This is a genomic window from Polaromonas sp. P3_B4 (assembly GCF_056402835.1).
The window spans coordinates 3,170,870-3,194,482 of the sequence record NZ_JBFUGQ010000001.1 but is presented as its reverse complement, the minus strand read 5'-3'; the positions used below and the strand labels follow the sequence as shown (position 1 = coordinate 3,194,482).

The window sequence follows — 23,613 nt, the reverse complement described above, 5'->3', positions numbered from 1 at the left end:
CCTGTTTCATGCAAGTTCAAAGTCGAGGTGGAGCCCGGGAAATGCAATCACGTCATCTGATGGTGCTTTCCGCCTGCATTCGTTTTGCATTGGCTGTGCTGCTGCTGGGCGGCGCTTTGCAGTCGAAGGCCCAGGACTGGACCGTGCAGACTTTGTCCACCCGTGTATCGCCAACCGGACAGAGTGTCACGCTGGCCATTGCCCTTTACGGCGATGCGGTTGGGGGCAACCAGCCGGTCAGGCACGTGCTGGTCTACCCGCAACCCGGCGGTGTACCCCAACTCAAGGTTGCCAACGGCCCTGCCGCGTTAACCCTCGGCGGGCCCTGGGTGCGTGGGGCGGTTCAGCTGCAGGCCCAGGGTGTGGCCCTGGTGTACGTGGACCCGCCCAGCGATGCCGAACGCCGTAACCTCAACGCCAGGCCGCGCCGGGAGGTGCGGCAAGACCTTGCCGCGGCGCTCAAGCAGGCGCAGCAGTCGTTTCCCGGAGCGCAGGTTCATCTGGCCGGCTTTTCCCTGGTGGCTCCGCTGCTGGACATCGCCGACGACCTGGAAGGATTCGGGAAGATCGTCGTGGCCTCCAGCGTATTGAAGAACAACCGCACCAGCGACTGGAGCGCCTTGCGCAAGCCCGTACTGATGCTGCACGCGCCTGGCGCTCAATGCGACAGTGCACCTTTTCCGGAGGCGCAAATCCTGGCCCAGCGCAGCCGTTTTACTTTTGTCCAGGTAGGTTACGAGCAGCAGGACGGCAAGGATGATTGCGGGCGTGGTAGCCAGCACGTGCTGCAGGGGCAGGAGGCCATTGTGGCCAAGGCCGTCGCCGGCTGGCTTGAGGGGCAGGAACCGGCCCCTGTTATCGGCTATGCCAGCCCGCCCATTGCCTGGCGAGAGGAAGTCATCACTTACCAGGTGCCCGGCACCTTCGGCACCAACCGGCTGGAAGCCACTTTGCTGTTACCCGAGGTCCGTCGTTTTGGCGGGGGCCCTTATCCGGTTACGGTATTCAGTCACGGGGATATCGTATTCAATCGCGACAAGGAACGGTTCCGCGATATGGTGGTTGCGCGCGAGTTTCTGCAAATGGGCGTGGCCGTGCTGATGCCCGCACGCCGTGGCGTGGGCATGTCTGAAGGCACTTATCCGAAAAACTTTTCCCATGAGGACGGCGACGCCACTTACAAGGCGCGTGTACAGTCCGAAGACGTCTTGCCCGCATTGGTCTGGCTCAAGACCCGCCCGGAGCTTGATGCCAGCCGGCTCATCCTCTCGGGCCAGTCGGCCGGAGGCTACCTCTCGATGTACCTCGCCAGCCAGAGCCCGACGGGGCTCATCGGGGCCATCGATTTTTCAGGCGGGCGAAACGATATAAGAAAAATCGGCAGCGGCCCCGGCCACCTCAACCGGATGATGGTGGATGGGTTCGCGGAGTTCGGAAAAACCACGCGCGTTCCCACGCTCTGGGTCTTCGCGGAAAACGACAGCCGCTATACCGCCAACACCATACGCGCTTCCTACGAAGCGTTTCAGGCGGCAGGGGGCAAGGGACGCTTGCTGCTTCAGCCCCCGATCGAGGGTGACGGACATCATATTTATCACAAACCTGCTTTATGGCGCACCGCCCTCAAAGAGTATTTGAGCGAGATCGGAGTGGCGGCGCGTGCTAACTGAAGTTTCGGCGGTCTTGCCATTTTTTCGTGGCGATGTCGTGCATCAAAGACCTTGAAACACAGCTGCATCGGCCCGCCAACGTGCGTGCCGGGCATTGCGTTGAGATTGCACCGGGAGGGCGCTGAAATCAGTCCTTGACCGGCTCGCGCATCGTCACAAACTCTTCCGCCACCGTGGGGTGGATGCCGATGGTGCTGTCAAATATTGCCTTGGTCGCACCGGCCTTCATGGCCACGGCAAAACCCTGCACGATTTCGCCGGCGTCCGGCCCCACCATGTGCAGGCCGACCACACGGTCGGTGGCGTCTTCGACCAGCAGCTTCATGAGCGTGCGTTCGGTGCTGCCGCTCAGCGTGTGCTTGAGTGCCTTGAAGTCGGCGCGGAACACCGTGACCTTGCCGAACTTTGCGCGCGCATCGGCCTCTGAATAGCCAACCGTGCCGATGTTGGGATGGGTGAAGACGGCGGTCGGCACAAACTCATAACTCATGTTGCGCGGCTTTTTGCCGGCGGCCGGCCCGAAGAGCTGGTCCACCACCACCATGGCTTCGCCCAACGCCACCGGTGTCAGCTGCATGCGCGCCGTCACGTCGCCCAGCGCATAGATGGACGGCACCGAGGTCTGGTAGTGCGCATTGACCTGGATCGCACCGGCTGCGTTGACGGCCACACCGGCAGCTTCAAGCCCGATGCCATTCGCATTGGGAACCCGGCCCGTGGCGTAGAGCACGGTGTCCACCTCCAGGCCGCCGCCGTCCTTGAGCGTCACCTGCAGGCCTGTGGCGGTTTTGGCGATAGCGGCGATCTCTGCGCCCAGCTGCAGGGTGATGCCGGTCTTGCTCATCTCGGCGGCAATGAAGCGCCGCACATCATCGTCAAAGCCGGTCAGCAGCATGTCGCGACGATGCACCTGGGTGACCTGTGAGCCCAGCCCATTGAAGATCGAGGCGAATTCGCAAGCGATGTAGCCGCCGCCCACCACCAGCAGGCGCTTCGGGAAGGGGTTGAGGTCAAACATGTGGTCCGAGGTCACCACATGTTCGCGTCCCGGCACGGCAGGCACTGTGGCGGTACCGCCTGTGGAGATCAGGATGTTTTTGGCCGTGAACTTTTTGTCGTCGACCTCGACGGTGTGCTCGTCAAGCAGCCGTGCCCAGCCGGTGATGATCTGCACGCCGGCGCTTTCAAGCAGCTGCACATAAATGCCGTTGAGCCGCGAAATCTCGCGGACACGGTTGGCCTTGAGCGTGTCCCAGTCAAACACCGGCGCCTCGCCGGTCCAGCCGAAGCCGCGCGACTCTTCAAAGCTGTCGCCGTAGTGGGCCGCATAGCTGTAGAGCTTTTTGGGAATGCAGCCCACGTTCACGCAGGTGCCGCCCATCGCAGCGAATTCGGCCAGTCCCACACGGGCGCCGCGCTGGGCCGACATGCGCGCGGCGCGCACACCGCCGCTGCCGCCGCCGATCACGAAAAGGTCAAAATCAAAAGTCTGCATTCGCTGTCCTTGTTCTGGTGTCTGCTGACGTTGCTTTTTCGGGTGCCTTGATGCCGGCTCTCAAGACTGGAATTCCCGGAGCTCTTTTTTCATCCACTCAATGAACACCCGCGTGCGCATGGGCAGCAGCCGGGCGTGCGGGTAAACAATGTTGATGGGCCGGGGCGGCGGCTCGAAACCCTCCAGCACGGTGCGCAATTGTTTGGTTTTTAAAAACGGCGCCACCTGGTAAGACAAAAAAGAACCGAATCCCACACCCGCCGCGCAGGCCGCCACAGCCGGTGCGATCTGGTTGAACTCCAGATTACCACTGACGGCAAGCCGAAGCGGTCGGCCCTGGTCTATGAACGGACCCCATGTGGGGGAATGGTCCGTCAGTCGCACGCAGTTGGCCTTGAGCAGGTCCTTGGGGTGTTTTGGTACGCCGTGGCGGCGAACCCAGGCCGGGCTGGCCACCACCAGGCGGCGGATGGTGCCCACCTTCTGCGCCACCAGGCTGGAGTCTTCAGGCTCGCCGATGCGAATACCGACGTCGATGCCTTCTTCCAGCAGATTCACCACGCGGTCCAGCAGCACCATGGAGCAGCGCATCTTGTCGTGGTGCTGCACAAAGCGCGTGACGGCGGGCGCCACATGCATCTGGCCGAACAGCATGGGCGCGGTAATGGTCAGGTGTCCGGCGGGTTCGGCCGCGTCGGCCGTCAGTGCCGCTTCTGCGTCCGCGAGTGTGGCCAGCACCTGCCGGCAGCTCTCCAGGTGGCGCCGGCCTTCCTCGGTCAGTGAGATGCGCCGGGTGGTGCGGTTGAAGAGGCGCACGCCCAGCTGCGCCTCGAAGCCGGCCAGCGTGCGCACCATGGCCGGCAGCGACGATTCCATGACCTGGGCTGCGGCCGTGAGGCTGCCTTGTTCGGCAATGTGAATAAAGGCCTGCATGGCCCGGAGTTTGTCCATGGCGACATGCTACGCCTGTTGCGAGGATTCATCCACTTAATGGACTAGTTAAATATCATTAGAGCCATTTATTCAGAATAACGGTTCAAACACAATCCATTCCCGAGAGCAAGATTTTTCAACCCGCCGAAAGCCCCGCCATGAGCACACCCGCCGCCAAAGCCCAGCCCGCACAACCCATACGCCTGTACCGCGTCGCCATCTCCGGCCATTCGCACCGGGTGGAACTGTTTCTCTCGCTGCTGGGCCTGCCCTTCGAGCGCATCGAGATCGACCTCGCCACCAAAGGGCACAAGACGCCGGCCTTCCTGGCCATGAACGCCTTCGGCCAGGTGCCGGTGATCCAGGACGGCGACGTCACGCTGGCCGATTCCAACGCCATCCTGGTCTACCTCAACGCACGCTACGCGCCGGATGCCGAGCAATGGCTGCCGCGCGACCCGTTGGCCGCTGCGGCGGTGCAGCGCTGGTTGTCGGTCGCTGCGGGGCAGCTCGCCTCCGGCCCGGCCGCCGCGCGCGTCATCCAGCTGTTCAAGCGGCCGGAAAGCCCGGAAGCCATTGAGCGCGCGCATGCCCTGTTCGCGGTGATGGAGCAGCAGCTGGGCCAGTCGGCTTTTCTCGCGGGCAGCACCCCCACACTGGCCGACATCGCCAACTACAGTTATTCGGCCCATGCGCCGGAGGGCAAGGTCTCGCTGGAAGCCTACCCGCGCATACGCGCCTGGCTGGCCCGCATAGAGGCCTTGCCGCGCTTTGTGCCCATGGTCAGGACGCCGACAGGGCTGGCCGCATGAGCACCGCCACTTTCCACGAAGGCGAGCGCGCTGCGCAAGCGCGCGTGGGCGCGGCCGTGCGCGCGCGCATGGCGGAAATCGGCCCGCGCGTGATTCGCGACTTCATGCCCGACCAGCACCGTGAGTTTTTTGAGCAACTGCCTTTTGTGGTTGCCGGCACGGTGGACGCGAGCGGCCAGCCCTGGGCCTCGGTGCTGGCCCAGCCGCCGGGTTTTATCCACTCGCCCGATGCGCATCACCTGGTGGTGCGCACGCAGCCGCTCGCAGGTGATCCCCTGCAAGGCACGCTGGCAGACGGCGCCGCGATAGGCCTGCTGGGCATAGAGCCGCACACGCGCAGGCGTAACCGCATGAACGGCATCGTTCGCGGCGTGAGTGCCTCGGGCTTCGCTGTGGAGCTGAGCCAGAGTTTCGGCAACTGCCCCAAATACATCCAGGCGCGCGAGCCTGTCTATGCGGACCGTCCCGCGCCCGCAGCCGGGCCGGTGGTGCACGCGTCGGCGCAGCTCAATGACGCGGCGCGCCGCATGATTGAACAGGCGGACACGCTGTTCATCGCCACAGCCTATGAGGGCAACGGTGAGCAAGCCGGCCGCGCCGGCGGCGTGGACGTGTCGCACCGCGGCGGCAAGCCCGGCTTTGTGCGCGTGGAGGCCGACGGCACCCTGACCGTGCCGGACTTCGTCGGCAACTACTTCTTCAACACCTTGGGCAACCTGGTAGTGAACCCGCGTGCCGGCTTGCTGTTCATTGATTTCGACAACGGCGACCTGCTGTACCTGGCCGTCACGGCCGACATCATCTGGGACGGGCCCGAGGTGCAGTCCTTCACCGGCGCGCAGCGCCTGATGCGTTTCAAGGTGCAGTCCATGCGGTTGGTGGAATCTTCCTTGCCGCTGCGCTGGGGCGAGGCGGAACTCTCCCCGGTGCTGGAAGCTACCGGCGCCTGGGCTTAGCCTATGGCTTCGAGCGCGAGTTCGCGCTCCAGCCACGCGCGAAACTTCTGCACGGCCGGCCGCTCTGCACTGTGGGCTGAGATCACGATGCGATAGCCCAAACCCGCGACCGTCTCGCCGGGCAAGACAACCGTGAGCTGGCCGCTGCGCAACAGCGGCAGCACCAGTGGCGTGCGCCCTATCGCGACGCCGGCGCCTTGCACGGCCGCGGTCAGGACATGCTCATACTGCGAAAAATACAGGCACGGCTGCTGCGCCGATTGTTTCAAGCCCAGGCGCTCGTACCAGTCCGGCCACGACATCCAGGGGAAACGCGTGGCCGGGTCGTAATAGACCAGTAGCGGTGTGGCCGTGATGTCGGCGGCGTTACGAATGCGCGTCGCGACGGCCGGCGCCGCCACCAGCAGGGCCTGCTCCTGCAGCAGGGGTGGCGGGTCTTCGCCGCCCGGCAGCACAGGGTAGAGCCGCACGGCCAGATCCATGCCTTCGCGCTCCAGGTTGACGCGCGCTTCCGTGGCGTCGACGCGCACATCGATGGCGGGCTCCAGCAACTGGAACCTGGCGAGTTTGGGCGCCAGCCACAGCGCGGCGAAAGAGGGCGTGGTGGTGACAGCCACAGAGACCCTGTCCACCGCCAGCAGGCGGTCCACGGCCGAGGCCAGCTGCGCCAGCGCGGCGCGGGCCGTCTCATAAAGCTCACGGCCTTGCGGCGTCAGGCTCAGGCCCTTGCCGCCACGCAGGAACAGCGTCGTGCCCAGCGCATCTTCCAGGCTTTTCACTTGCTTGCTCACAGCTGATTGCGTGATGCAAAGCTCTTCGGCCGCTGCCGTAAAGCTCAGGTGCCGCGCGGCGGATTCGAAACCGCGGATGGCATCGAGCGACATGGCGCGCAATGCGCTGGTGGAAGGGCTGTTCAGCATGGCATGAATGATTGGAATACCCCGTATGACAAACCATCCGGCCGCGCGGACCGGTTCCAAAGAAGAATCAAACCACACTTTTCAAGGAGTCCGCCATGCATGCCTCGCAAACCCCGCTGGAGCTCGGGTCCATCCCCAAACCCCTGCGCCTGCCGCGCGGCCAGGTTTTGGCCTGCACTGGGGGCTGCCTCTGGATCACCAGCGATGCGTTGGCCGGGCGCCGGGACAGCGACGTCGTGCTGGAGAGCGGCCAGTCCTTTGTCACGCCGCAAGCCGCGACTTATTTTGTGGGCGCCCCGCGCGGTTGCGGTGTGCTGTCGTTCGTATTCCCCGACGCTGCTGCCTGAAGCCCTGAGGAGACCCCATGCTGATAGAAACCGAACGCCATGGCCAGCACGTGGTACTGACCCTGAATCGCCCCGAAAAACTCAATGCGCTGAGCTACGCCTTGATCGATGAACTCATGGACAGGCTGAGTGCCCTGGAGCGCGACGACAGCGTGCGCTGCCTGGTGGTGACGGGGCAGGGTGACAAGGCTTTCAGCGCGGGCGCCGATATCGCGGGCTTTGCGCCCGACATCGCAGCGTCGCCCGAGGCGGCTTACCGCAACTTCGTCATGCGCGGCCAGACGATGACGCGGCGCATCGAAAACTACCCCAAGCCCATCATCGCGGCCGTCAACGGCATCGCCTTCGGCGGCGGTTGCGAAACCATGGAAGCCTGCAGCCTGGCGATTGCGGCGGAGCACGCCAGCTTTGCCAAACCGGAAATCCGGCTGGGCTTTCCACCGCCCTTTGGCGGCACGCAGCGCCTGCCGCGCCACATAGGGCGCAAGCGCGCCAACGAAATGATCCTCACCGGCGACGCCATCAGTGCAGAGGAAGCCCTGCTGATCGGCCTCATCAACCATGTGGTGCCGGCCCATGAACTGATACCGGCCTGCCTGCGAATGGCCGACCGCATCGCCGAAAACTCCGCCGTGGCCGTGACAGCCTCGCTGCGTGCGGTGACGCGCGGCCTGAATGTTTCCATCGACGAAGGCCTGGCGATCGAGGCCGCGCAGTTCATGATCGCCGCGGCTTCGCCAGACGCACGGGAGGGAACGGCAGCGTTTGTGGAGAAGCGGCAGCCTGTATTTCTTCATCGCTGAGGCTGCATTTTTCGCAGGCCGCACAGGATAGTGCATCACATCACATCAGGTGCGCCCGGGTGACATTTCGCGTCGTTTGCGACGCAGATCACGGATGCCAGGTTGCCCGCAGCGCCGTGGAAGGCATGGCGCCGAGCGCTTGCCCGAGCTGCTTCGCCGCCAGAACCGTGGCGGGCGCGTAACGCGCGAGTACCGCACCCGTCAGTCGTTCCACCGGGCCCGCCGTGCTGACAGAGCCCAGCACGGCGCCATGGCGTCCGCGCACGGCCGCGGAGACGCTCGCGATTTTCGAGTTCCGCTCGCCGCGGGTGATGTGGAAACCGCATCGACGGATGCGCTCATTCAGATCACCCGGTTCGCCCAGGGCAGCCAGAATCACCCGGCCGGCGGATCCGCGGTCCAGGGGAAAAACCTCGCCAGAGCGAATTTGGCTCTGAACACCTGCCGTTCCCTCGCAACGCATCAGGCAGCTGCGCAGGTTGCCTTCGAAGACGAAGAACGAGGCGCTTTCTCCCGTGGCCGTACCAAGCTGGCGAAGGATGGGTTCGATGGCGGAGTCGAGGTCGAACTGCGCCTGGTAGCGGGAGCCCATCCAGCCTACTGCAGGGCCGAGCCGCCACGCACCGTCTTCGCGCCTGACGAGGAATCTGGCTGCAGCGAGCGTGCGCGCAAGCCGCAGCACCGTGGGTTTGTGCATGCTGGTACGGCGTGCGAGCTCCGCCAGCGGGAGAAAGAGCTCGTCGCCTTCGAAGGCAGTGAGGATAGCCAGCGCACGCGCCACGGCCGTGACGTTCTCGTCGCCTGGACGCGTCGAGGTTCCCACCGGCCCGTCCGCGAGAAGTCGCTTCGGCGTCGCATGCGGCGGCTTGGACCTGGACTCTTGCGGCATGGCCGGATTGTATTCAAGCCCGCGCACCGTTACGTCAGGCGTAACGCATTGCCTATCCTGTATCTTTGTTCGGATCATGCGCTCCTTGATCCAGGAGACACGTTCCATGACAAACATGCACGCCAGGCGCCGTAGCTTCCTTGCTTCGGCGGCTGCAATCGCCGCGTTCGGCGCCTGGGCGCAGGGCGCCTCTTCGGTTTCGACCAGGATGGTGATTCCATTCGCCGCCGGTGGCGCGACGGACGTCCTCGGCCGCGATCTGGCCCAGGCCATGAGCGCCGCCCTGGGACAGCCTTTCATCATCGAGAACGCCGGCGGCGGCGCCGGCGTGCCTGCCATGCAGAAGGTGACAGGCTCGAAGGCCGATGGCCATACGCTGCTCTTCGCCGCCTCCGGCAACATCACGGCACAACCCCTGCTGCAGAAGCCGCGTGTGGACATCCTGACCCAGCTCACGCCGGTGGGGATGATCGCCACGGCACCACACGTGCTGGTGGTGACGGCGAAGATGCCGTTCAAGACGATCGCGGAGCTGGTTGCGTATGCCAGGGCACATCCGGGCCAACTGAACTTCGGCTCTGCAGGCGTCGGGGGATTGGCTCACCTCGGCACGGAACTGTTCGCGCGCGCCGCGCAGATCGACATCAAGCACGTGCCGTACCGCGGGGCTTCGGCGGCGACCACGGACCTTGTCTCCGGCCAGATCCATGCGATGTTCGGAACCATGCCTTCGTTCACCGGCATGGCCCAGAACGGCTCGCTGCGCGTCATCGGCCTCACCGCCCCCAGCGCCGCAGTACCTCTGAAGGGGATCCCCTTGATTTCGAACACCGTTCGCGGCTTCGGCTACAAGAGCTGGAATGCCATCTTCGCGCCCAACGGAACGCCGGCGCCCGTCGTCGCGCGCCTCTATGCGGCGATGAAGAAGGCGTCGCTCGACCCTGGGGTGGCCAGGCGTTTCGAAGAACAGGGGGTCGACATCGAGCTTGCGGACGCGGCCGAGCTCACCGACATGATCCGCAAGGAGACCGGACTTTGGGACAAGGTGATCCGCGAAGCAAACATCCAGGTGAACTGATCTCCATATGTCGCAATTCGCCTCTTCCGAGGCCGTGCCGAGGGTGACGCGCCTGTCACCGGGAGCACGTCCCGTCGCGGTACCGAGCTTGCGAAAATTCCTGTCGTTGCAGGATTTCGAAACAGGCGCCCGGCGCCACCTGCCGCGCCCGCTCTTTGAATACATCGCCGGCGGAGCGGAAGACTCGGCCTCGCTGCACGATAACCGCGCAGCGTTCTCGGAGTTCGGTTTCATCACGCGAGTGCTGCGCAACGTGTCCGGCCGCAGCCAGGCGGTCGATCTTCTGGGGAGGCGCTACGCATCACCGTTCGGCATCGCGCCTATGGGCATCAGTGCGCTCAGCGCGTATCGCGGCGACCTCGTGCAGGCCCGCGCAGCGGCGGCCGAGGGCGTGCCGATGATCATGAGCGGCTCCTCACTTATCCCGCTGGAAGAGGTGATGGCCGCGGCCCCGGAGACGTGGTTCCAGGCTTACCTGCCGGGCGAGACCGCCAAGATCGAGGCGTTGATCGACCGCGTTGACCGTGCGGGCGTCAAGACGCTCGTGCTGACGGTCGACACCGCCGTGCTCGCCAACCGCGAGAACAACATCCGTGCAGGCTTTTCCACGCCCCTGCGACCGGGCTTGCACCTGGCGTGGGAGGGGCTCACCCACCCCCGCTGGACGATCGGCACCTTCCTGCGGACGATGGTGGTGCACGGCATGCCGCACTTCGAGAACTCGTACGCGACCCGTGGCGCTCCGATCCTCTCGTCGCGGGTGGCACGTGACTTCGGCGCCAAGGACCACCTGGATTGGGAGCACCTGGCCCTCATCCGCCGCAAGTGGAAACGCACCCTGGTGGTCAAGGGCATCATGAACCACGAGGACGCACGCAAGGTGCGGGACATGGGCGCCGACGGTCTGATCGTGTCGAACCACGGCGGCCGCCAGCTCGATGGCACGGTCTCGCCGCTGCGCGTACTGCCCGAGGTTGTCCGGGCGGTTGGCGCCGACTTCCCGGTCATGATGGACAGCGGCATCCGGCGCGGGACGGACGTCCTGAAGGCGCTCGCACTTGGCGCCAGGTTCGTGTTTGTCGGCCGCCCGTTCAACTATGCGGCCGCCGTCGCCGGCGAAGAGGGCGTGCGCCATGCAATCCGCATCCTGGCCGACGAAGTCCAGCGTGATCTGGGCCTGCTCGGTCTGACCTCCATTTCGGAAGTACACGGTGCACAGTTGCGCGAGCTGGCACTCGCGAGGGATGGTGGCCATGGGCTGCAAATGCAGTCTGGTTCAGGCCGCTGAAGGCCCGGCACCGATAATGGGGGATGAGCTCCTCTCCTTCCCCTTCCTCCTCCTCTTCCGCCGGCAATACCGACTTCGCCAGCCTGCCCCTGAATGCCGCCGTGCTGGCCAACCTGCGGCAGCTCGGCTACCTCAGCATGACGCCCATCCAGGCTGCCAGCTTGCCGGTGGCGCTGCTGGGCAAAGACCTGATTGCCCAGGCCAAAACCGGCAGCGGCAAGACCGCCGCCTTTGCGATACCTCTGCTGGCCAACCTCAATGCACGGCGCTTTGCCATACAGGCCATGGTGTTGTGCCCCACGCGAGAGCTGGCCGACCAGGTGGCGACCGAGATCCGCCGTCTGGCGCGGGCCGAGGAAAACACCAAGGTGGTGGTGCTGTGCGGCGGTGTGCCGCTACGCAACCAGACCGCCAGCCTGGAAAACGGCGCGCACATTGTGGTGGGCACGCCCGGCCGCATCATGGACCACCTGGCGCGCGGCAATTTGACCCTGGAAGCGCTGAACACCCTGGTGCTCGATGAAGCCGACCGCATGCTGGACATGGGATTCTTCGAAGACATCGTCACCGTCGCCAAGCAGTGCCCGAAAGAGCGGCAGACACTCCTGTTCTCGGCAACCTATCCTGAAGGCATTGCCAAGTTGAGCCAGCAATTCATGAAGGCGCCGCAAACCATCACGGTGCAGGCGCAGCATGAAAAAACCAAAATCCAGCAGCGCTGGTACCAGGTGCCGGACAGCGACCATGACGAAGCCCGCCTGGGCGCCGTCGCGCAGGTGTTGCGGCATTTCCGCCCGGTCAGCACGCTGGCGTTCTGCAACACCAAGTCGCAGTGCCGCGCACTGGTGGCCTATTTGAAAGAGCAGGGTTTTAGCGCGCTGGCGCTGTTCGGCGAGCTGGAGCAGCGCGAGCGCGACCAGGTGCTGGTGCAGTTTGCCAATCGCAGTTGCTCGGTGCTGGTGGCCACCGATGTGGCTGCCCGCGGCCTGGACATCGCGCAGCTTGCGATGGTCATCAACGTCGACGTGACGCCCGACGCCGAGGTGCACATCCACCGCATCGGCCGCACTGGCCGCGCTGATGAAGAGGGTTGGGCCATCAGCCTGGCCAGCATGGACGAGATGGGTTATGTCGGGAAAATCGAGGTGCTGCAAAAGGCTGAATCCGAGTGGCACAAATTGACCGAACTGACACCCGCCAGCAATGAACCGCTACTGCCGCCCATGGTGACGCTGCAGATCGTGGGCGGGCGCAAGGAAAAAATCCGCGCCGGCGACGTGCTGGGCGCGCTGACCGGCGAGGCCGGCTTCACGCGTGAGCAGGTCGGCAAGATCAACGTCAACGAGTTCTCCACCTATGTGGCGGTGGACCGTGCGATTGCTGCCGAAGCCCTGCACAAGCTGTCCACCGGGCGGGTCAAGGGCAAAAGCGTGAAAGTGCGGCTGCTGGATGACGAGCCTGAGGGCCGCTGACCTGGATTTTTAAGCAAAATCGGCCCTCAGCCCATACCTGAATTGCGCGAGCAGCTATTAAATTTATAGCGAAGAGAGTGCTGATTCGTGCCGGCAGCCCTGACGTGTAGGCGCCCATGCCACCCGCAAGCCGGACGCCGCGTGGTCATGGCGGACGCCAAAGCCGCAAACCGCCGCAAATCGCCGGTATCCGCCTCGAAGAGGTCCACAATGACTGGTACCCCAGATCAGCGCGCTTTTGCGCAGGTGCCCGCCTGCGGCGAGCGCCACGCTGAGAGGCTCCCTTCATTGATTGACGATTGCGCGGCGGCAGGCTTGCTCCAGGCCTGACCCTTGCGCAACGGCAAGGAAAGAATCCATGGTCAGGCTCCAGTTTTCCGTCGAACTCAACTACGACGTCGCGCCTCCGGGCGGCGACTTCATCTTCAACGTCCACGCGGCGCACACGCAGCAACAGATCGTGCAGGCCGAAAACCTGCAGGTCAGCCAGCCGGTGCCCTTCACCATCGACACCGACCCGGCGAGCCGGAACCGCTACCTGCGCCTGCAGGCCCAGCCCGGCCCACTGAGCGTGCGCTATGAAGCCACCGTAGACATTTACCACTACACAGCGGCGCCCGGTGAGTTGGGCGAGGTGCCGGTCTGCCAGCTTCCCGGTGCCGTGCTGCCCTACATCTACCCGAGCCGCTACTGCCAGTCCGACCGGCTGCAGAAGCTGGCCTCCAACGAGTTCGGTCATTTGCAGCAAGGCTACAGCCGGGCAGAAGCCATCTGCCAGTGGGTGCAGCAGCGCGTGAGTTTCGAGTCCAACAGCTCGCACGGCAGCACCTCGGCGATCGACACGGTGGTGGAGCGCGTCGGGGTTTGCCGCGACTTCGCGCACTTGATGATCGCGCTATGCCGCGCCCTCAACCTGCCGGCGCGTTTTGCCACCGGCATTGATTACGGCGCCGACCCTGCGCTCGGCCCCACCGACTTCCATGCCTATGTCGAGGTCTACCTGGGCCATCGCTGGTACCTGTTCGATCCGTCAGGCACCGCCATTCCCATGGGCTTTGTGCGGTTTGCCACCGGCCGTGATGCGGCCGACGCGGCTTTTGCCATGTTGTTCGGCAGCGTCACGTCCAGCGCACCCATCATCCACATCCAGGCTGTGCCCGATGGCTATGGGCAACTGGTCGTGCCGCAGCGCGTGAACCATGCGCTTTCGACCGACGGCCTTTGAGCACGGGAGTCGGTAGCCGGCTTGGCTGCTAGCGTGCTGCGAGCGCCGCGCGGTTCGACGCGAGGACGTTGTTCTTCTCCAGCCGACCGCCGGCCTGGACCGCGGCGATCCAGGCGTCGGTGGAGCCTGTGGCGGCAAAGCGCGAGTGAAACACCACGCTGAAAACGCGGTGAATTTCCTCGGCACTGGCCCGGCCAGCCTCGTTGGCATACGGCAGTGCGCCACTGGCATCCTGCAAGAACTCCACATGCAGGCCGCGGTGCGTGGCCTCAAAAATCGTGGAAGCGTCGCAGTTGTGTGTCATGTAGCCGATCACGGTGAGGGTGTCGATGCGGTTTTTTTCCAGCCATCCGGCGAAGTCGGTGCCGGTGTAGACGCTGGGCCAGGATTTTTCAACGTAGTGGTCGCGCGGGCGGCTCGCCACGGTCTCATGCAGTTCCCACAGGGGGGAGCCTTTGGCGAACAGCGGCGACGCGGCCGATTCGCTGTGCTGCACCACCACCACCGGGATACCCGCAGCGCGCGCCGCGTCCATGGCGCGGCCGATATTGGGCAAGGTTTTTTCCACCGGCGGGTATTCGATGAGCAGGCCGCCGCCGCTGAAATATTCCTTTTGCACATCGATGACGACGAGGGCGCGGCGTGGTGCTGCGGGCTTTGAGTTCGGGATGGCCATGTGTTTGCTCCTGCGGGTTGTTGCTGAATCAAGTGATCAACGAATGCTGATGGTGTGATTGTTGGGCTGGGGGAGCTTTCATGAAAGTGGCCCAATTGACAATATTCGATAGAATCGGGTCATGTCGAAAAACACACTTTCACAGGTGCCGACAGCTGGCAAGTCACGCATCAAGTCGCGCACCACAAGTCAGCTCAGCACGGTCGCTGTGGTGGCGTTTGACGGCATCAGTCCGTTCCACCTCTCCGTGCCGTGCATGGTGTTTGGCAACGATTTTTCAGGGCCAGACCTGCCGCGCTTCAGGCTGCTGGTGTGCGCCGAAACGCCGGGCAGCCTGCGCACGACCGCCGGTTTCACCATTGCGGTGGAGCACAGCTTGAGCGTGCTGGCCAAGGCGCAAACCGTGGTGGTGCCGTCGTGGCGGGACCCGATGGAGCGGCCGTCCGAAGCCCTGCTCAAGGCTTTGCGTGCGGCGCACAAGCGCGGCGCGCGCATCGTCGGGCTGTGCCTGGGGGCTTTTGTGCTGGCCGAGGCCGGCTTGCTGGACGGCCGGCCTGCCGCCACGCACTGGGCGCTGGCGCCGGCTTTTGCCGAGCGCTATCCGCAGGTCAGGCTGCAGCCCGATGTGCTGTATGTGGACGACGGTGACGTGCTGACCTCGGCAGGCACGGCCGCCGGCATTGATTGCTGCCTGCATTTGCTGCGCCGGGACTTCGGCGCAGAAACCGCCAACCGGGTGGCGCGCCGCATGGTGGTGGCGCCGCAGCGGCAGGGCGGCCAAGCGCAGTATGTGGAGCAACCCCTGCCTGCCACAGGCTCCGACCACCGGCTGTCGGCCATCCTGGCGTGGGTACAGGAAAACCTGCGCCAGCCCCACAGCCTCGACACGCTGGCGGCGCGTGCCCTGATGAGCCGGCGCACCTTCACCCGGCATTTCCGGCACATCACCGGGACCACCGTGGGCCAGTGGCTGACCAGCCAGCGCCTGGCGCTGGCGCAGCGGCAACTCGAATCAACCGGCCGCTCGATGGAGCAGATTGCCCTGGATGCGGGATTCGGCTCGGCGGTATCCCTGCGGCAGCACTTTGCGGCGACGCTTGGTACCTCGCCGTCGATGTACCGGCGCGAGTTCCGGGGTGACTGATGTTGAGAAAATGAGGCTGTTAGCCAATGGTGACAAGCGCAAGCAGCTATTAAAATAATAGCAAATGAAGGACTTTAAAAGCAGCCGGACGGGACGGCCGCCCGGCCCTGCCGGTCAGGGTTTTGCCGCGGCAGCCTTGGCCGCGGCGCGGCGGCGTTCGAGGAAGGCCTGCAACTCACCGATCACGCCCTTGCGGAAGGCGAGCACGCACAGCACAAAGATCGCGCCGATGATGACGGTGACCCAGGAGCCGACCTTGTCGGCCAGCAGGTTCTGCAGCGCGATCACGATGCCCGAGCCCATGACCGGGCCGAAGAAAGTGCCGACGCCGCCCAGCAGGGTCATCAGGATGACCTCGCCCGACATGGACCAATGCACATCCGACAGCGTGGCAAAACCCATGACCAGGGTCTTCATCGAACCGGCCAGGCCGGCCAGCGCGGCCGACAGCACAAAGGCCAGCAGCTTGTAGCGGTCGACGTTGTAGCCCAGCGAGATGGCGCGGGGTTCGTTTTCGCGGATCATCTTGAGCACCTGGCCGAAGGGCGAGTGCACGATGCGCGAGATGAACAGAAAGCAGGCCACAAAAATCGCCACCACCACGTAATACAGCGTGACGTCGGATTCAAGCGGCAGCAGGCCGAACAGCTTGCCGCGTGGCACGCCCTGCAGGCCGTCCTCGCCGCCGGTAAAGCTCGCCTGCAGGCAGACGAAGTAGACCATCTGCGCAATCGCCAGCGTGATCATGGCGAAATAAATGCCCTGGCGGCGGATGGCCACCAGGCCGACCAGCAGGCCGATCAGCCCGGCCGCCACCGCGCCGGCCAGCAGAGCCAGTTCGGGTGTCCAGTTTTGCGACTTGATGAACCAGCCGGTGACATAAGCGGCAGAGCCGAAGAATGCGGCATGGCCGAACGAGAGCAGGCCGGTAAAACCCAGCAACAGGTTGAAGGCGCAGGCGAAGAGCGCAAAGCACAGCAGCTTCATCACAAACACCGGGTAGAGACCCAGGAAGGGCGCAGCCAGCGCAAAAGCCAGCAGGACGAGGTAAGTGATGCGCAGCATGTTGGCGGCTTTGGTGGAGAGGGCGCTCATGGTCAGGCTTCCTTTCCGAAGAGGCCGGCGGGCCGGAACATCAACACGATGACCATGATGACGAATACCACGATGTTGGACGCTTCAGGATAAAACACCCGGGTCAGGCCTTCGACGATGCCCAGGCCCAGGCCGGTGATGACCGAGCCGAGGATGGAACCCATGCCGCCGATCACGACGACGGCAAAGACCACGATGATCAGGTTGGAGCCCATCAGCGGGTTGACCTGGATGATGGGCGCGGCCAGCACGCCGGCCAGGGCTGCCAGGGCGGCGCCCGCGCCGTAGGTCAGCATCACCATCATGGGGACGTTGATGCCAAAGGCCTGCACCAGCGGCGCGTTTTCGGTGCCGGCGCGCAGGTAAGCGCCCAGCCGGGTGCGTTCGATCAGGAACCAGGTGCCCAGGCAGACTACCAGCGACACCACGACTACCCAGGCGCGGTAGATGGGCAGGCGCATGAAGCCGAGGTCCATGGAGCCGGCCAGCAGGTCTGGCACGTTGTAGTTCTGGCCCGAGACGCCGTAGATTTCACGGAAGACGCCCTCGAGCACCAGCGCCAGGCCGAAGGTCAGCAGCAGGCCGTAGAGCGGGTCCAATTTGTACAGATGCTTGAGGAAGAGCCGCTCAATGATGACGCCGAGAATGCCGACCGTCAGCGGCGCCAACACCAGCGCGAACCAGTAATTCATGCCGAACTGGTCCAGCATGATCCAGGCGGCGAAGGCGCCCAGCATGTAGAGCGCGCCGTGCGCAAAGTTGACGATGCCCAGCAGGCCGAAAATCACCGCGAGCCCCAGGCTCAGCATGGCGTAGAAGGCGCCATTGACCAGGCCCAGCATCAGCTGGCCCATAAACGCTTGCAGGGGAATGCCGAAAATTTCCATGGGAACCTGTCAGGACACCGATACCGTGAGTTGTGGCGGGAGCGCGAAGGTCTTTTAAGGAAGCAGCCGGTCATTCTGCATTTCTGCGAAATGACCGGCTGGATCGAACCCTCGTTCTACCCCGTTTTTTGTTTTTTCGTCAGTTCAACGTTTACGCAGTTGCAGTGATGCTTTACTTCTTGAGCGCCGAGCACTTGGAGTCGGCCACCGTGGTGAAAGCCTGCTCGCCCGGCACCTTGGCGATGGTCTTGTAGTAGTCCCATGGCGTGCCCGAATCCTTGGAGCTCTTGACTTCATACAGGTACATGTCGTGGATCATGCGGCCGTCGGCGCGGATCTGGCCCTTGTTGTAGAAGTCGTCGATCTTCATGCCCTTGAGCGTGCTCATGACCTTGTCGGAATCGGTTGTGCCGGCGGCCTGTACGGCCTTGAGGTAGCTCATGGTGGCGGAATAGTCGGCCGCCTGCAGGCTGGAAGGCATGCGCTTGTATTTATCGAAGAAGCGCTTGGCAAATTTGCGCGAGGCGTCGTCCTGGTTCCAGTACCAGCTGTCGGCCAGTTGCAGGCCTTCGGTGTTGGCCAGGCCCAGGGAGTGCACGTCGTTGATGAACACCAGCAGGCCGGCAACCTTCATGGTCTTGCCGATGCCGAATTCCTTGGCGGCCTTCATGGCGTTGGTGAAGTCGCCGCCGGCATTGGCCAGTGCCAGGATTTGCGCCTTGGAAGACTGCGCCTGCAGCAGGAAAGACGAAAAGTCCGAGGCGTTCAGCGGATGGCGGACGGTGCCGGCGACGGTGCCGCCGTTGGCCTTGACCACGGTGGAGGCATCGCCTTCGAGCGAGTAGCCGAACGCATAGTCGGCGGTCAGGAAGTACCAGCTCTTGTTGCCGGCCTTGACCAGCGCGGAACCGGCGACCTTGGCCAGCGAGACCGTGTCGTAGGCGTAGTGGATGGTGTAGGGCGAGCAGTCTTCATTGGTCAGGCGGGCCGAGCCGGCGCCGATGACGAGGAAGGGCTTTTTCTTTTCGGTGGTGACTTTGGACATGGCCAGCGCCGTGCCGGAGTTGGTGCCGCCAATCAGCATCTGCAGGCCATCCTTGTCGATCCACTCACGCGCCTTGGATGATGCAACGTCGGCCTTGTTCTGATGGTCGGCGCTCAGCACTTCGATGGGGCGGTTCAGGACCTTGCCGCCGAAATCCTGCACGGCCCACCTCAGCATTTCAGCGCCGGCGGGGCCGTCGATGTCGGCGTAAAGGCTGGACATGTCGGTGATGATGCCGATCTTGATCGGGCCGGTGTTCTGTGCGAAGGCTGCGCCTGTGAGGCCAAGGGCGAGTGCGGCGGCAAGTGCTTTGAGTTTCATGATGTCTCCTGTTATGGATGGGGGGTGAACTGGGGGGGACCAAATGAGGACTGAAAAGGGATTCGGCGCACCCGGCCTCAGACGCCGAGGTATTCCTGCAGCATGCCCATGTTTTGTGTCAGCTCGGACTGCGCAAATTGCTTGACGATGCGGCCGTGCTCCATGACATAGAAGCGGTCGGCCAGCGGCGCGGCGAAGCGGAAGTTCTGTTCGACCAGCACGATGGTGTAACCCTTGGCCTTGAGCGTGAGGATCATCTCTGCCAGCTTCTGCACGATGACCGGCGCCAGGCCTTCGGAAATTTCATCGAGAAGCAAGAGGCGCGCGCCTGTGCGCAAAATGCGCGCCACGGCCAGCATCTGCTGCTCGCCGCCGGACAGCCGCGTGCCGGGGCTGCTGGCGCGTTCCTTGAGGTTGGGAAACATTGCGTAGATTTCGTCCAGGCTCATGCCGCCGGGCGCTATGGTGGGCGGCAGCATCAGGTTTTCTTCGGCTGTCAGGCTGGCGAAAATGCCGCGCTCTTCAGGGCAGTAGCCCACGCCCAGCCGGGCCACCTTGTGCGGCGCCAGCTTGATGGCTTCTTCGCCGTTGATGCGGATCGAGCCCTTGCGTGCACCCGTCATGCCGACGATGGCGCGCATGGTGGTGGTGCGGCCGGCGCCGTTGCGGCCCAGCAGTGTTACCACTTCGCCTTCGTTGACGCTGAGGTTCACGCCATGCAAGATGTGCGACTCGCCGTACCAGGCGTGCAGGTCTTCTATCTTGAGGAGCTCTTTGGTCATCTAGTGCGCCCCTTGAAGCTCGGTGTTCGCTGTGCCCATATAAGCTTCGATCACCAACGGATTCGCTGACACTTCTGCATAAGGCCCGTCGGCAATGATGGCGCCGCGCTGCAGCACCGTGATGCGATCGGCGATCGACGACACCACGTTCATGTTGTGTTCGACCATCAGGATGGTGCGGCCGGCCGAGACTTTCTTGATCAGCTGCGTCACGCGGTCCACGTCTTCGTGGCCCATGCCCTGCGTGGGTTCGTCCAGCAGCATCAGTTCGGGTTCCAGCGCCAGCGTGGTGGCGAGTTCGAGCGCACGCTTGCGGCCGTAGGGCAGGTTCACGGTGAGCTCGTCGGCGAAGTCGCTGAGGTCGACCTCGGCCAGCAGCTCGCGAGCACGGCCATGCAGGTGAAACAGGGTGTCTTCCGCTTTCCAGAAATGGAACGAGGTGCCGAGGTTGCGCTGCAAGGCGGCGCGCACGTTCTCCAGCACCGTCATGTGCGGGAAGACCGCAGAGATCTGGAATGACCGCACGATGCCGCGCCGCGCGGTCTGCGCGGGTTGCTCAAACGTGATGTCATTACCGTTGTAGACAATGCTTCCGCGCGTGGGGATGAGGAACTTCGTCAGCAGGTTGAAGAAAGTCGTCTTGCCGGCGCCGTTGGGCCCGATCAGCGCATGGATATGCCCGCGCTGGACTTTCAGGTCCACGTTGTTGACCGCCACGAATCCCTTGAATTCCTTGGTCAGCCCTCGTGTTTCGAGAATGAACTCCACTGACAAATTGGTTCTCCGGAAGATGGGTTGGATATCACGGGCGCAAGGTGCCGCGGCGGCTGATGCGGCAGCAGGCGCGAACCCGTGAAACACAGGTGGTCATCCTAGCCACCCACCCTCCGAGGCGGTACCGGGTCAGACCCTTAAGTAGTTTTGCGTGATCCCCTAAAGCCCCCACGCTCCCCATTGCGTGTGGTTCGCGAGGCCTTGCAGGCCGCAGCTTGCGAGACGCTTCGCCTCTGTCGCCCGTCCAAGCCTGCGCAGGCAGGCTTGGAGCCGCGGGCTCCAGCCCCTCGGGGGCGCTGCGCCTGCGGCCCGGCAAAGCCGGTTCCGCGGCCCCTGCTGGTTTAAGAGTTCAGCGGGCCCAACCAAACGGGGGCCGAGGGTACGGCTTTGCCGGCCCTAGGCGCCGCCCCCTTGAGGGGGAGCAGGCTACACGAAGTGAGCCTGGACAGGGGTGGGCTTGTTCTGCCCGGCAAAGCCGGTTCCGCGGCCCCTGCTTGATGAAGAGTGCCCCCTCCGGTAGGAAACCGGCGCCCGTATTGGCTTTTTTATTGCTCGCGGTTGCGGCCTGGGCCGCCTTCGCCGCGCTGGCCGCGCGGATTGGTTGCGTCGGCCTGGCGGGACGGTTTGTCTGGGGTGGCGTCGCGTTGTGACTGCTGTTGCTGCTGCTGTTGCTGCAATTGGTGTTGCCGCCGCTGTTGTTGTTCCTGGGCTTGGGCCTGGCGCTGCTGCTCCTGCTGCGCACGTTGTTGCTGTTGTTGCAAATGCTGCTGTTGTTGCAAATGTTGTTGCTGCAGTTGCTGTTGGTGTTGCTGCTGCTGCTGCTGCTGTCTTTGCGCGGCCTGTTGCTGGCGGGTGTTTTCCTGGTCGCGCTGGGCCTGTTCGCGCAGGGCGCGCTGGCCTATGGATTCTTCACCGGAACGGCGCTGCTGTTCCAGCTGGGGACCCTGAAGCTTTTCTCGTTGTTCCTGTTGCTGGCGCAGCTGTTCGCGCTGCGCTTGTTGCTGGCTGCGACGGGCCTGTTCGGCGGCATGGCGGTCGGCGTTGGCGCGTGCATCGGCATTGGCATCCGCGGCCTGGGCGCGTTCCTGCGCTTCCTGGCGGGCCCGCGCATCGCGCTGGGCTTGCTCGCGCAGGGCGCGCTGGCCTATGGCCTCTTCGCCCTGGCGGCGTTGCTGTTCCAGCTGGGGGCCTTGCAGGCGTTCTTTTTGCTCCTGCTGCTGGCGCTGCTGCTCGCGTTGCGCGCGCTGGCTGGCCTCGAGGGCGCTGCGGTCCGGTGCGGGCGAGGGCCGTGCGGCTGGCGCTGCGCCGACAGGCGCGGCGGGGGAAGCGGGAGCGGCGGCTTGTGACCGGGCGTCGTGGTCCCTGCCGGCGGCGGGACCGGCGCGGTGCTCGTCCCGGTTGTTGTTATCGCGCCGGCCGTCCCGGCGATCATCCCCGCGGTCGTCGCGGCTGCTGACCACCGGCCGCGTGGCCACGGCGGGCGGCGGCAATGCGGCGGCGGCCACGGGGCGCTGCTGCGCGTGCAGCTCCGACGGATTCGGGCGCTGCGGCAGGGCGCCGCGGTCGGCCACGAGTTGTGCGCGGCCCAGGTCGGCGCTGCTCAGCCGGTGGGGATTGCCGTGCACCGGCCGGCCGCGCTCGAAGTCCTCGCGGCTGACAGCCGTCACCGCTGCAGGCTGGCGCTGGTAGCGGTAAATGTTGGTCACGTTGACGGTGTTGTTGACCACGATGTTGTGGTTCACCTGTGTGACGTAGCGCGGGCTCACGCGGTAGGCCGGGCGAAAGGCTTCGCCGGGCGCCAGCGGGAACCAGCCCACACCGGGCCGCGGTGAACCACCGATGGAGATATTCCAGTTCACACCGCCGCTGCTGCCGCCCACAAAAGCGACGAGGGCGGGCGCATAGACAGGGCGCGGTGCCAGCCGGCCCGGTACCCAGGCCCAGCGCGGGCCGATCTGTGCCCAGCGGCCATAGTGAAACGGCGCAAACCCCCAGGGCGCGTCATCGACCCAGGTCCAGCCCCAGGGCGAAACCCAGGCCCAGTGGCCGACGCGGTAGGGCGCCCAATTGGCGGGCACGGCGCGCGGTATCCAGACGGCGCCGTAACCCGGGTCCTGGCTCCAGGTGCCATAGCTGTCGAGCTGCTGGTAGCCCACGGTTTCGCGCGGTATGTAACGCGCTGAAACTGACTGGTCTTCACGCCGGTCGCGGTCAGCGGCCCACAGATCAAAGCTGTCCTGCTGTGCGGCGCCCGGTGCCGCCGGGGTGAGCTGCGTGCCGCTGAAGTTGGCCTGCTGTCGGCTTTCCAGTGTCACAGGGGCGACGCCGTCGCCGTAGATCACGCCGCTGCCCGACTGGGCCACCACGCGCGTCGTGTTGCCGGCAGGGTCGACGTCCAGCCGGTAGTCACCTGGCTGCGACACCACAAACGCGAGGTTGGGCGTATCCACTTCCAGCCGCTGGCCTTCATAGAGGGCCCGTACGCGCAGCTTGAGCGTGCCCTGGGCCAGGCGCAACTGGGTGGTGTTGTCGTCCAGTGCCTGGAAATCCAGGCTGGTCTGGCCGTTCATGCGCAGCGCGGTAGAGCCCACGTACAGCTCCGAGCGGGCGCCGGGGCCCGTCCACAGCCTGTCGCCGGCTGTCAGCGGCCGGTTCAGCACGGCGGGTGTCCAGGCCGACGCTCCTGCCGGGTTGTTGCCGTCACCCGGTGCGAAGCTCACGGCGCCTTCGGCCAGGTTAAGCCGGGCGACCCGGCCGGGTGGATCCAACTGGGCGCCCTGAGGCGCAGGCTCCTGCGCCCAGGCAACGGGCTGCAGCAATGCCAGCAGGACTGCAAAGGCCAGCAGCGTGAGGTAGCCGTAAAGGTGCGAAGGCCGGAAGGCCATGTGATCGGTATGGGACACGTTTGTGTCGCCGGTGTCGATTGCTGTCATGTTGAACGCTCTCTTCCTGTCTTGCGGGACATGGATGGACTGGAAGGCGGGCTGACGTAACCGTCGTG

At 64.5% G+C, this 23,613-nt stretch carries 21 protein-coding genes; 10 read left to right on the top strand and 11 right to left on the bottom strand.

All coding sequences use genetic code 11. From position 1 onward, the window contains the following. Positions 1–41: 41 nt before the first annotated feature. Entirely contained in the window at positions 42–1,670 is a 1,629-nt protein-coding gene (locus tag AC1DVV_RS15135) for an alpha/beta hydrolase family protein (RefSeq protein WP_457281330.1), read from the top strand. Between the two features lie 127 nt (positions 1,671–1,797). On the opposite strand, the gene gorA is transcribed toward AC1DVV_RS15135, so the two are convergent. Further along, positions 1,798–3,165 (bottom strand): glutathione-disulfide reductase, encoded by a 1,368-nt coding sequence (gorA, locus tag AC1DVV_RS15130; protein ID WP_457281329.1) that lies wholly within the window; start codon positions 3,163–3,165, stop codon positions 1,798–1,800. A gap of 60 nt (positions 3,166–3,225) precedes the next feature. Beyond that, positions 3,226–4,116: a LysR family transcriptional regulator gene (locus tag AC1DVV_RS15125; RefSeq protein ID WP_477666504.1), complete on the bottom strand. Its 891-nt coding sequence runs from the start codon at positions 4,114–4,116 to the stop codon at positions 3,226–3,228. A 140-nt stretch (positions 4,117–4,256) separates the two neighbouring features. Between AC1DVV_RS15125 and AC1DVV_RS15120 the strand changes: the two genes are divergently transcribed. Together AC1DVV_RS15120 and AC1DVV_RS15115 are read left to right on the top strand one after the other, a co-directional pair. Then, entirely contained in the window at positions 4,257–4,910 is a 654-nt protein-coding gene (locus AC1DVV_RS15120; protein WP_477701687.1) for a glutathione S-transferase family protein, read from the top strand. Next, complete coding sequence (locus AC1DVV_RS15115) at positions 4,907–5,866, top strand: pyridoxamine 5'-phosphate oxidase family protein (protein WP_457281326.1); 960 nt, start codon at positions 4,907–4,909, stop codon at positions 5,864–5,866. Before AC1DVV_RS15120 ends, AC1DVV_RS15115 begins: the two co-directional genes overlap by 4 nt. On the opposite strand, the gene AC1DVV_RS15110 is transcribed toward AC1DVV_RS15115, so the two are convergent. Continuing rightward, a complete protein-coding gene (locus AC1DVV_RS15110) occupies positions 5,863–6,786 on the bottom strand; it encodes a LysR substrate-binding domain-containing protein (RefSeq protein ID WP_457281325.1) in 924 nt (307 codons plus the stop codon). The genes AC1DVV_RS15115 and AC1DVV_RS15110 overlap by 4 nt on opposite strands. Before the next feature lie 95 nt (positions 6,787–6,881). Between AC1DVV_RS15110 and AC1DVV_RS15105 the strand changes: the two genes are divergently transcribed. Together AC1DVV_RS15105 and AC1DVV_RS15100 are read left to right on the top strand one after the other, a co-directional pair. Beyond that, a complete protein-coding gene (locus AC1DVV_RS15105; RefSeq protein WP_457281324.1) occupies positions 6,882–7,133 on the top strand; it encodes a DUF2917 domain-containing protein in 252 nt (83 codons plus the stop codon). 17 nt (positions 7,134–7,150) lie between these two features. Continuing rightward, a complete protein-coding gene (locus tag AC1DVV_RS15100; RefSeq protein ID WP_457281323.1) occupies positions 7,151–7,936 on the top strand; it encodes a crotonase/enoyl-CoA hydratase family protein in 786 nt (261 codons plus the stop codon). An 88-nt stretch (positions 7,937–8,024) separates the two neighbouring features. On the opposite strand, the gene AC1DVV_RS15095 is transcribed toward AC1DVV_RS15100, so the two are convergent. Beyond that, positions 8,025–8,825, bottom strand: coding sequence for an IclR family transcriptional regulator (locus AC1DVV_RS15095; RefSeq protein ID WP_457281651.1), 801 nt, complete (start codon positions 8,823–8,825; stop codon positions 8,025–8,027). A 106-nt stretch (positions 8,826–8,931) separates the two neighbouring features. Here AC1DVV_RS15095 and AC1DVV_RS15090 point away from each other — a divergent pair, with 106 nt between their 5' ends. From AC1DVV_RS15090 to AC1DVV_RS15075, 4 genes are all read left to right on the top strand, one after another. Beyond that, on the top strand, positions 8,932–9,903 hold the full coding sequence (locus AC1DVV_RS15090) for a Bug family tripartite tricarboxylate transporter substrate binding protein (protein ID WP_457281322.1): 972 nt from the start codon (positions 8,932–8,934) through the stop codon (positions 9,901–9,903). A 7-nt stretch (positions 9,904–9,910) separates the two neighbouring features. After that, a complete protein-coding gene (locus AC1DVV_RS15085) occupies positions 9,911–11,191 on the top strand; it encodes an alpha-hydroxy acid oxidase (protein ID WP_457281321.1) in 1,281 nt (426 codons plus the stop codon). A 23-nt stretch (positions 11,192–11,214) separates the two neighbouring features. Then, positions 11,215–12,663, top strand: coding sequence for an ATP-dependent RNA helicase DbpA (gene dbpA, locus AC1DVV_RS15080; protein ID WP_457281320.1), 1,449 nt, complete (start codon positions 11,215–11,217; stop codon positions 12,661–12,663). A 358-nt stretch (positions 12,664–13,021) separates the two neighbouring features. Continuing rightward, entirely contained in the window at positions 13,022–13,888 is an 867-nt protein-coding gene (locus AC1DVV_RS15075; RefSeq protein ID WP_457281319.1) for a transglutaminase-like domain-containing protein, read from the top strand. Between the two features lie 28 nt (positions 13,889–13,916). On the opposite strand, the gene AC1DVV_RS15070 is transcribed toward AC1DVV_RS15075, so the two are convergent. Continuing rightward, positions 13,917–14,564: a cysteine hydrolase family protein gene (locus AC1DVV_RS15070; protein ID WP_477666505.1), complete on the bottom strand. Its 648-nt coding sequence runs from the start codon at positions 14,562–14,564 to the stop codon at positions 13,917–13,919. Between the two features lie 121 nt (positions 14,565–14,685). Between AC1DVV_RS15070 and AC1DVV_RS15065 the strand changes: the two genes are divergently transcribed. Further along, a complete protein-coding gene (locus AC1DVV_RS15065; protein ID WP_477666506.1) occupies positions 14,686–15,708 on the top strand; it encodes a GlxA family transcriptional regulator in 1,023 nt (340 codons plus the stop codon). A 114-nt stretch (positions 15,709–15,822) separates the two neighbouring features. On the opposite strand, the gene AC1DVV_RS15060 is transcribed toward AC1DVV_RS15065, so the two are convergent. The 6 genes from AC1DVV_RS15060 to AC1DVV_RS15035 all read right to left on the bottom strand — a co-directional run bounded on the left by AC1DVV_RS15060 (position 15,823) and on the right by AC1DVV_RS15035 (position 23,545). After that, a complete protein-coding gene (locus tag AC1DVV_RS15060) occupies positions 15,823–16,803 on the bottom strand; it encodes a branched-chain amino acid ABC transporter permease (protein ID WP_457281316.1) in 981 nt (326 codons plus the stop codon). A gap of 2 nt (positions 16,804–16,805) precedes the next feature. Next, the gene (locus tag AC1DVV_RS15055; RefSeq protein ID WP_457281315.1) at positions 16,806–17,690 is read right to left on the bottom strand and encodes a branched-chain amino acid ABC transporter permease; all 885 of its coding nucleotides are present in this window, start codon (positions 17,688–17,690) and stop codon (positions 16,806–16,808) included. A gap of 172 nt (positions 17,691–17,862) precedes the next feature. Continuing rightward, entirely contained in the window at positions 17,863–19,056 is a 1,194-nt protein-coding gene (locus AC1DVV_RS15050; RefSeq protein ID WP_477701686.1) for an ABC transporter substrate-binding protein, read from the bottom strand. A gap of 77 nt (positions 19,057–19,133) precedes the next feature. Further along, a complete protein-coding gene (locus tag AC1DVV_RS15045) occupies positions 19,134–19,838 on the bottom strand; it encodes an ABC transporter ATP-binding protein (RefSeq protein WP_457281313.1) in 705 nt (234 codons plus the stop codon). Further along, positions 19,839–20,612, bottom strand: a complete 774-nt coding sequence (locus AC1DVV_RS15040; protein WP_477666507.1) for an ABC transporter ATP-binding protein — start codon at positions 20,610–20,612, stop codon at positions 19,839–19,841. 545 nt (positions 20,613–21,157) lie between these two features. After that, the gene (locus AC1DVV_RS15035) at positions 21,158–23,545 is read right to left on the bottom strand and encodes a DUF6600 domain-containing protein (RefSeq protein ID WP_477701685.1); all 2,388 of its coding nucleotides are present in this window, start codon (positions 23,543–23,545) and stop codon (positions 21,158–21,160) included. Positions 23,546–23,613: the final 68 nt, after the last annotated feature.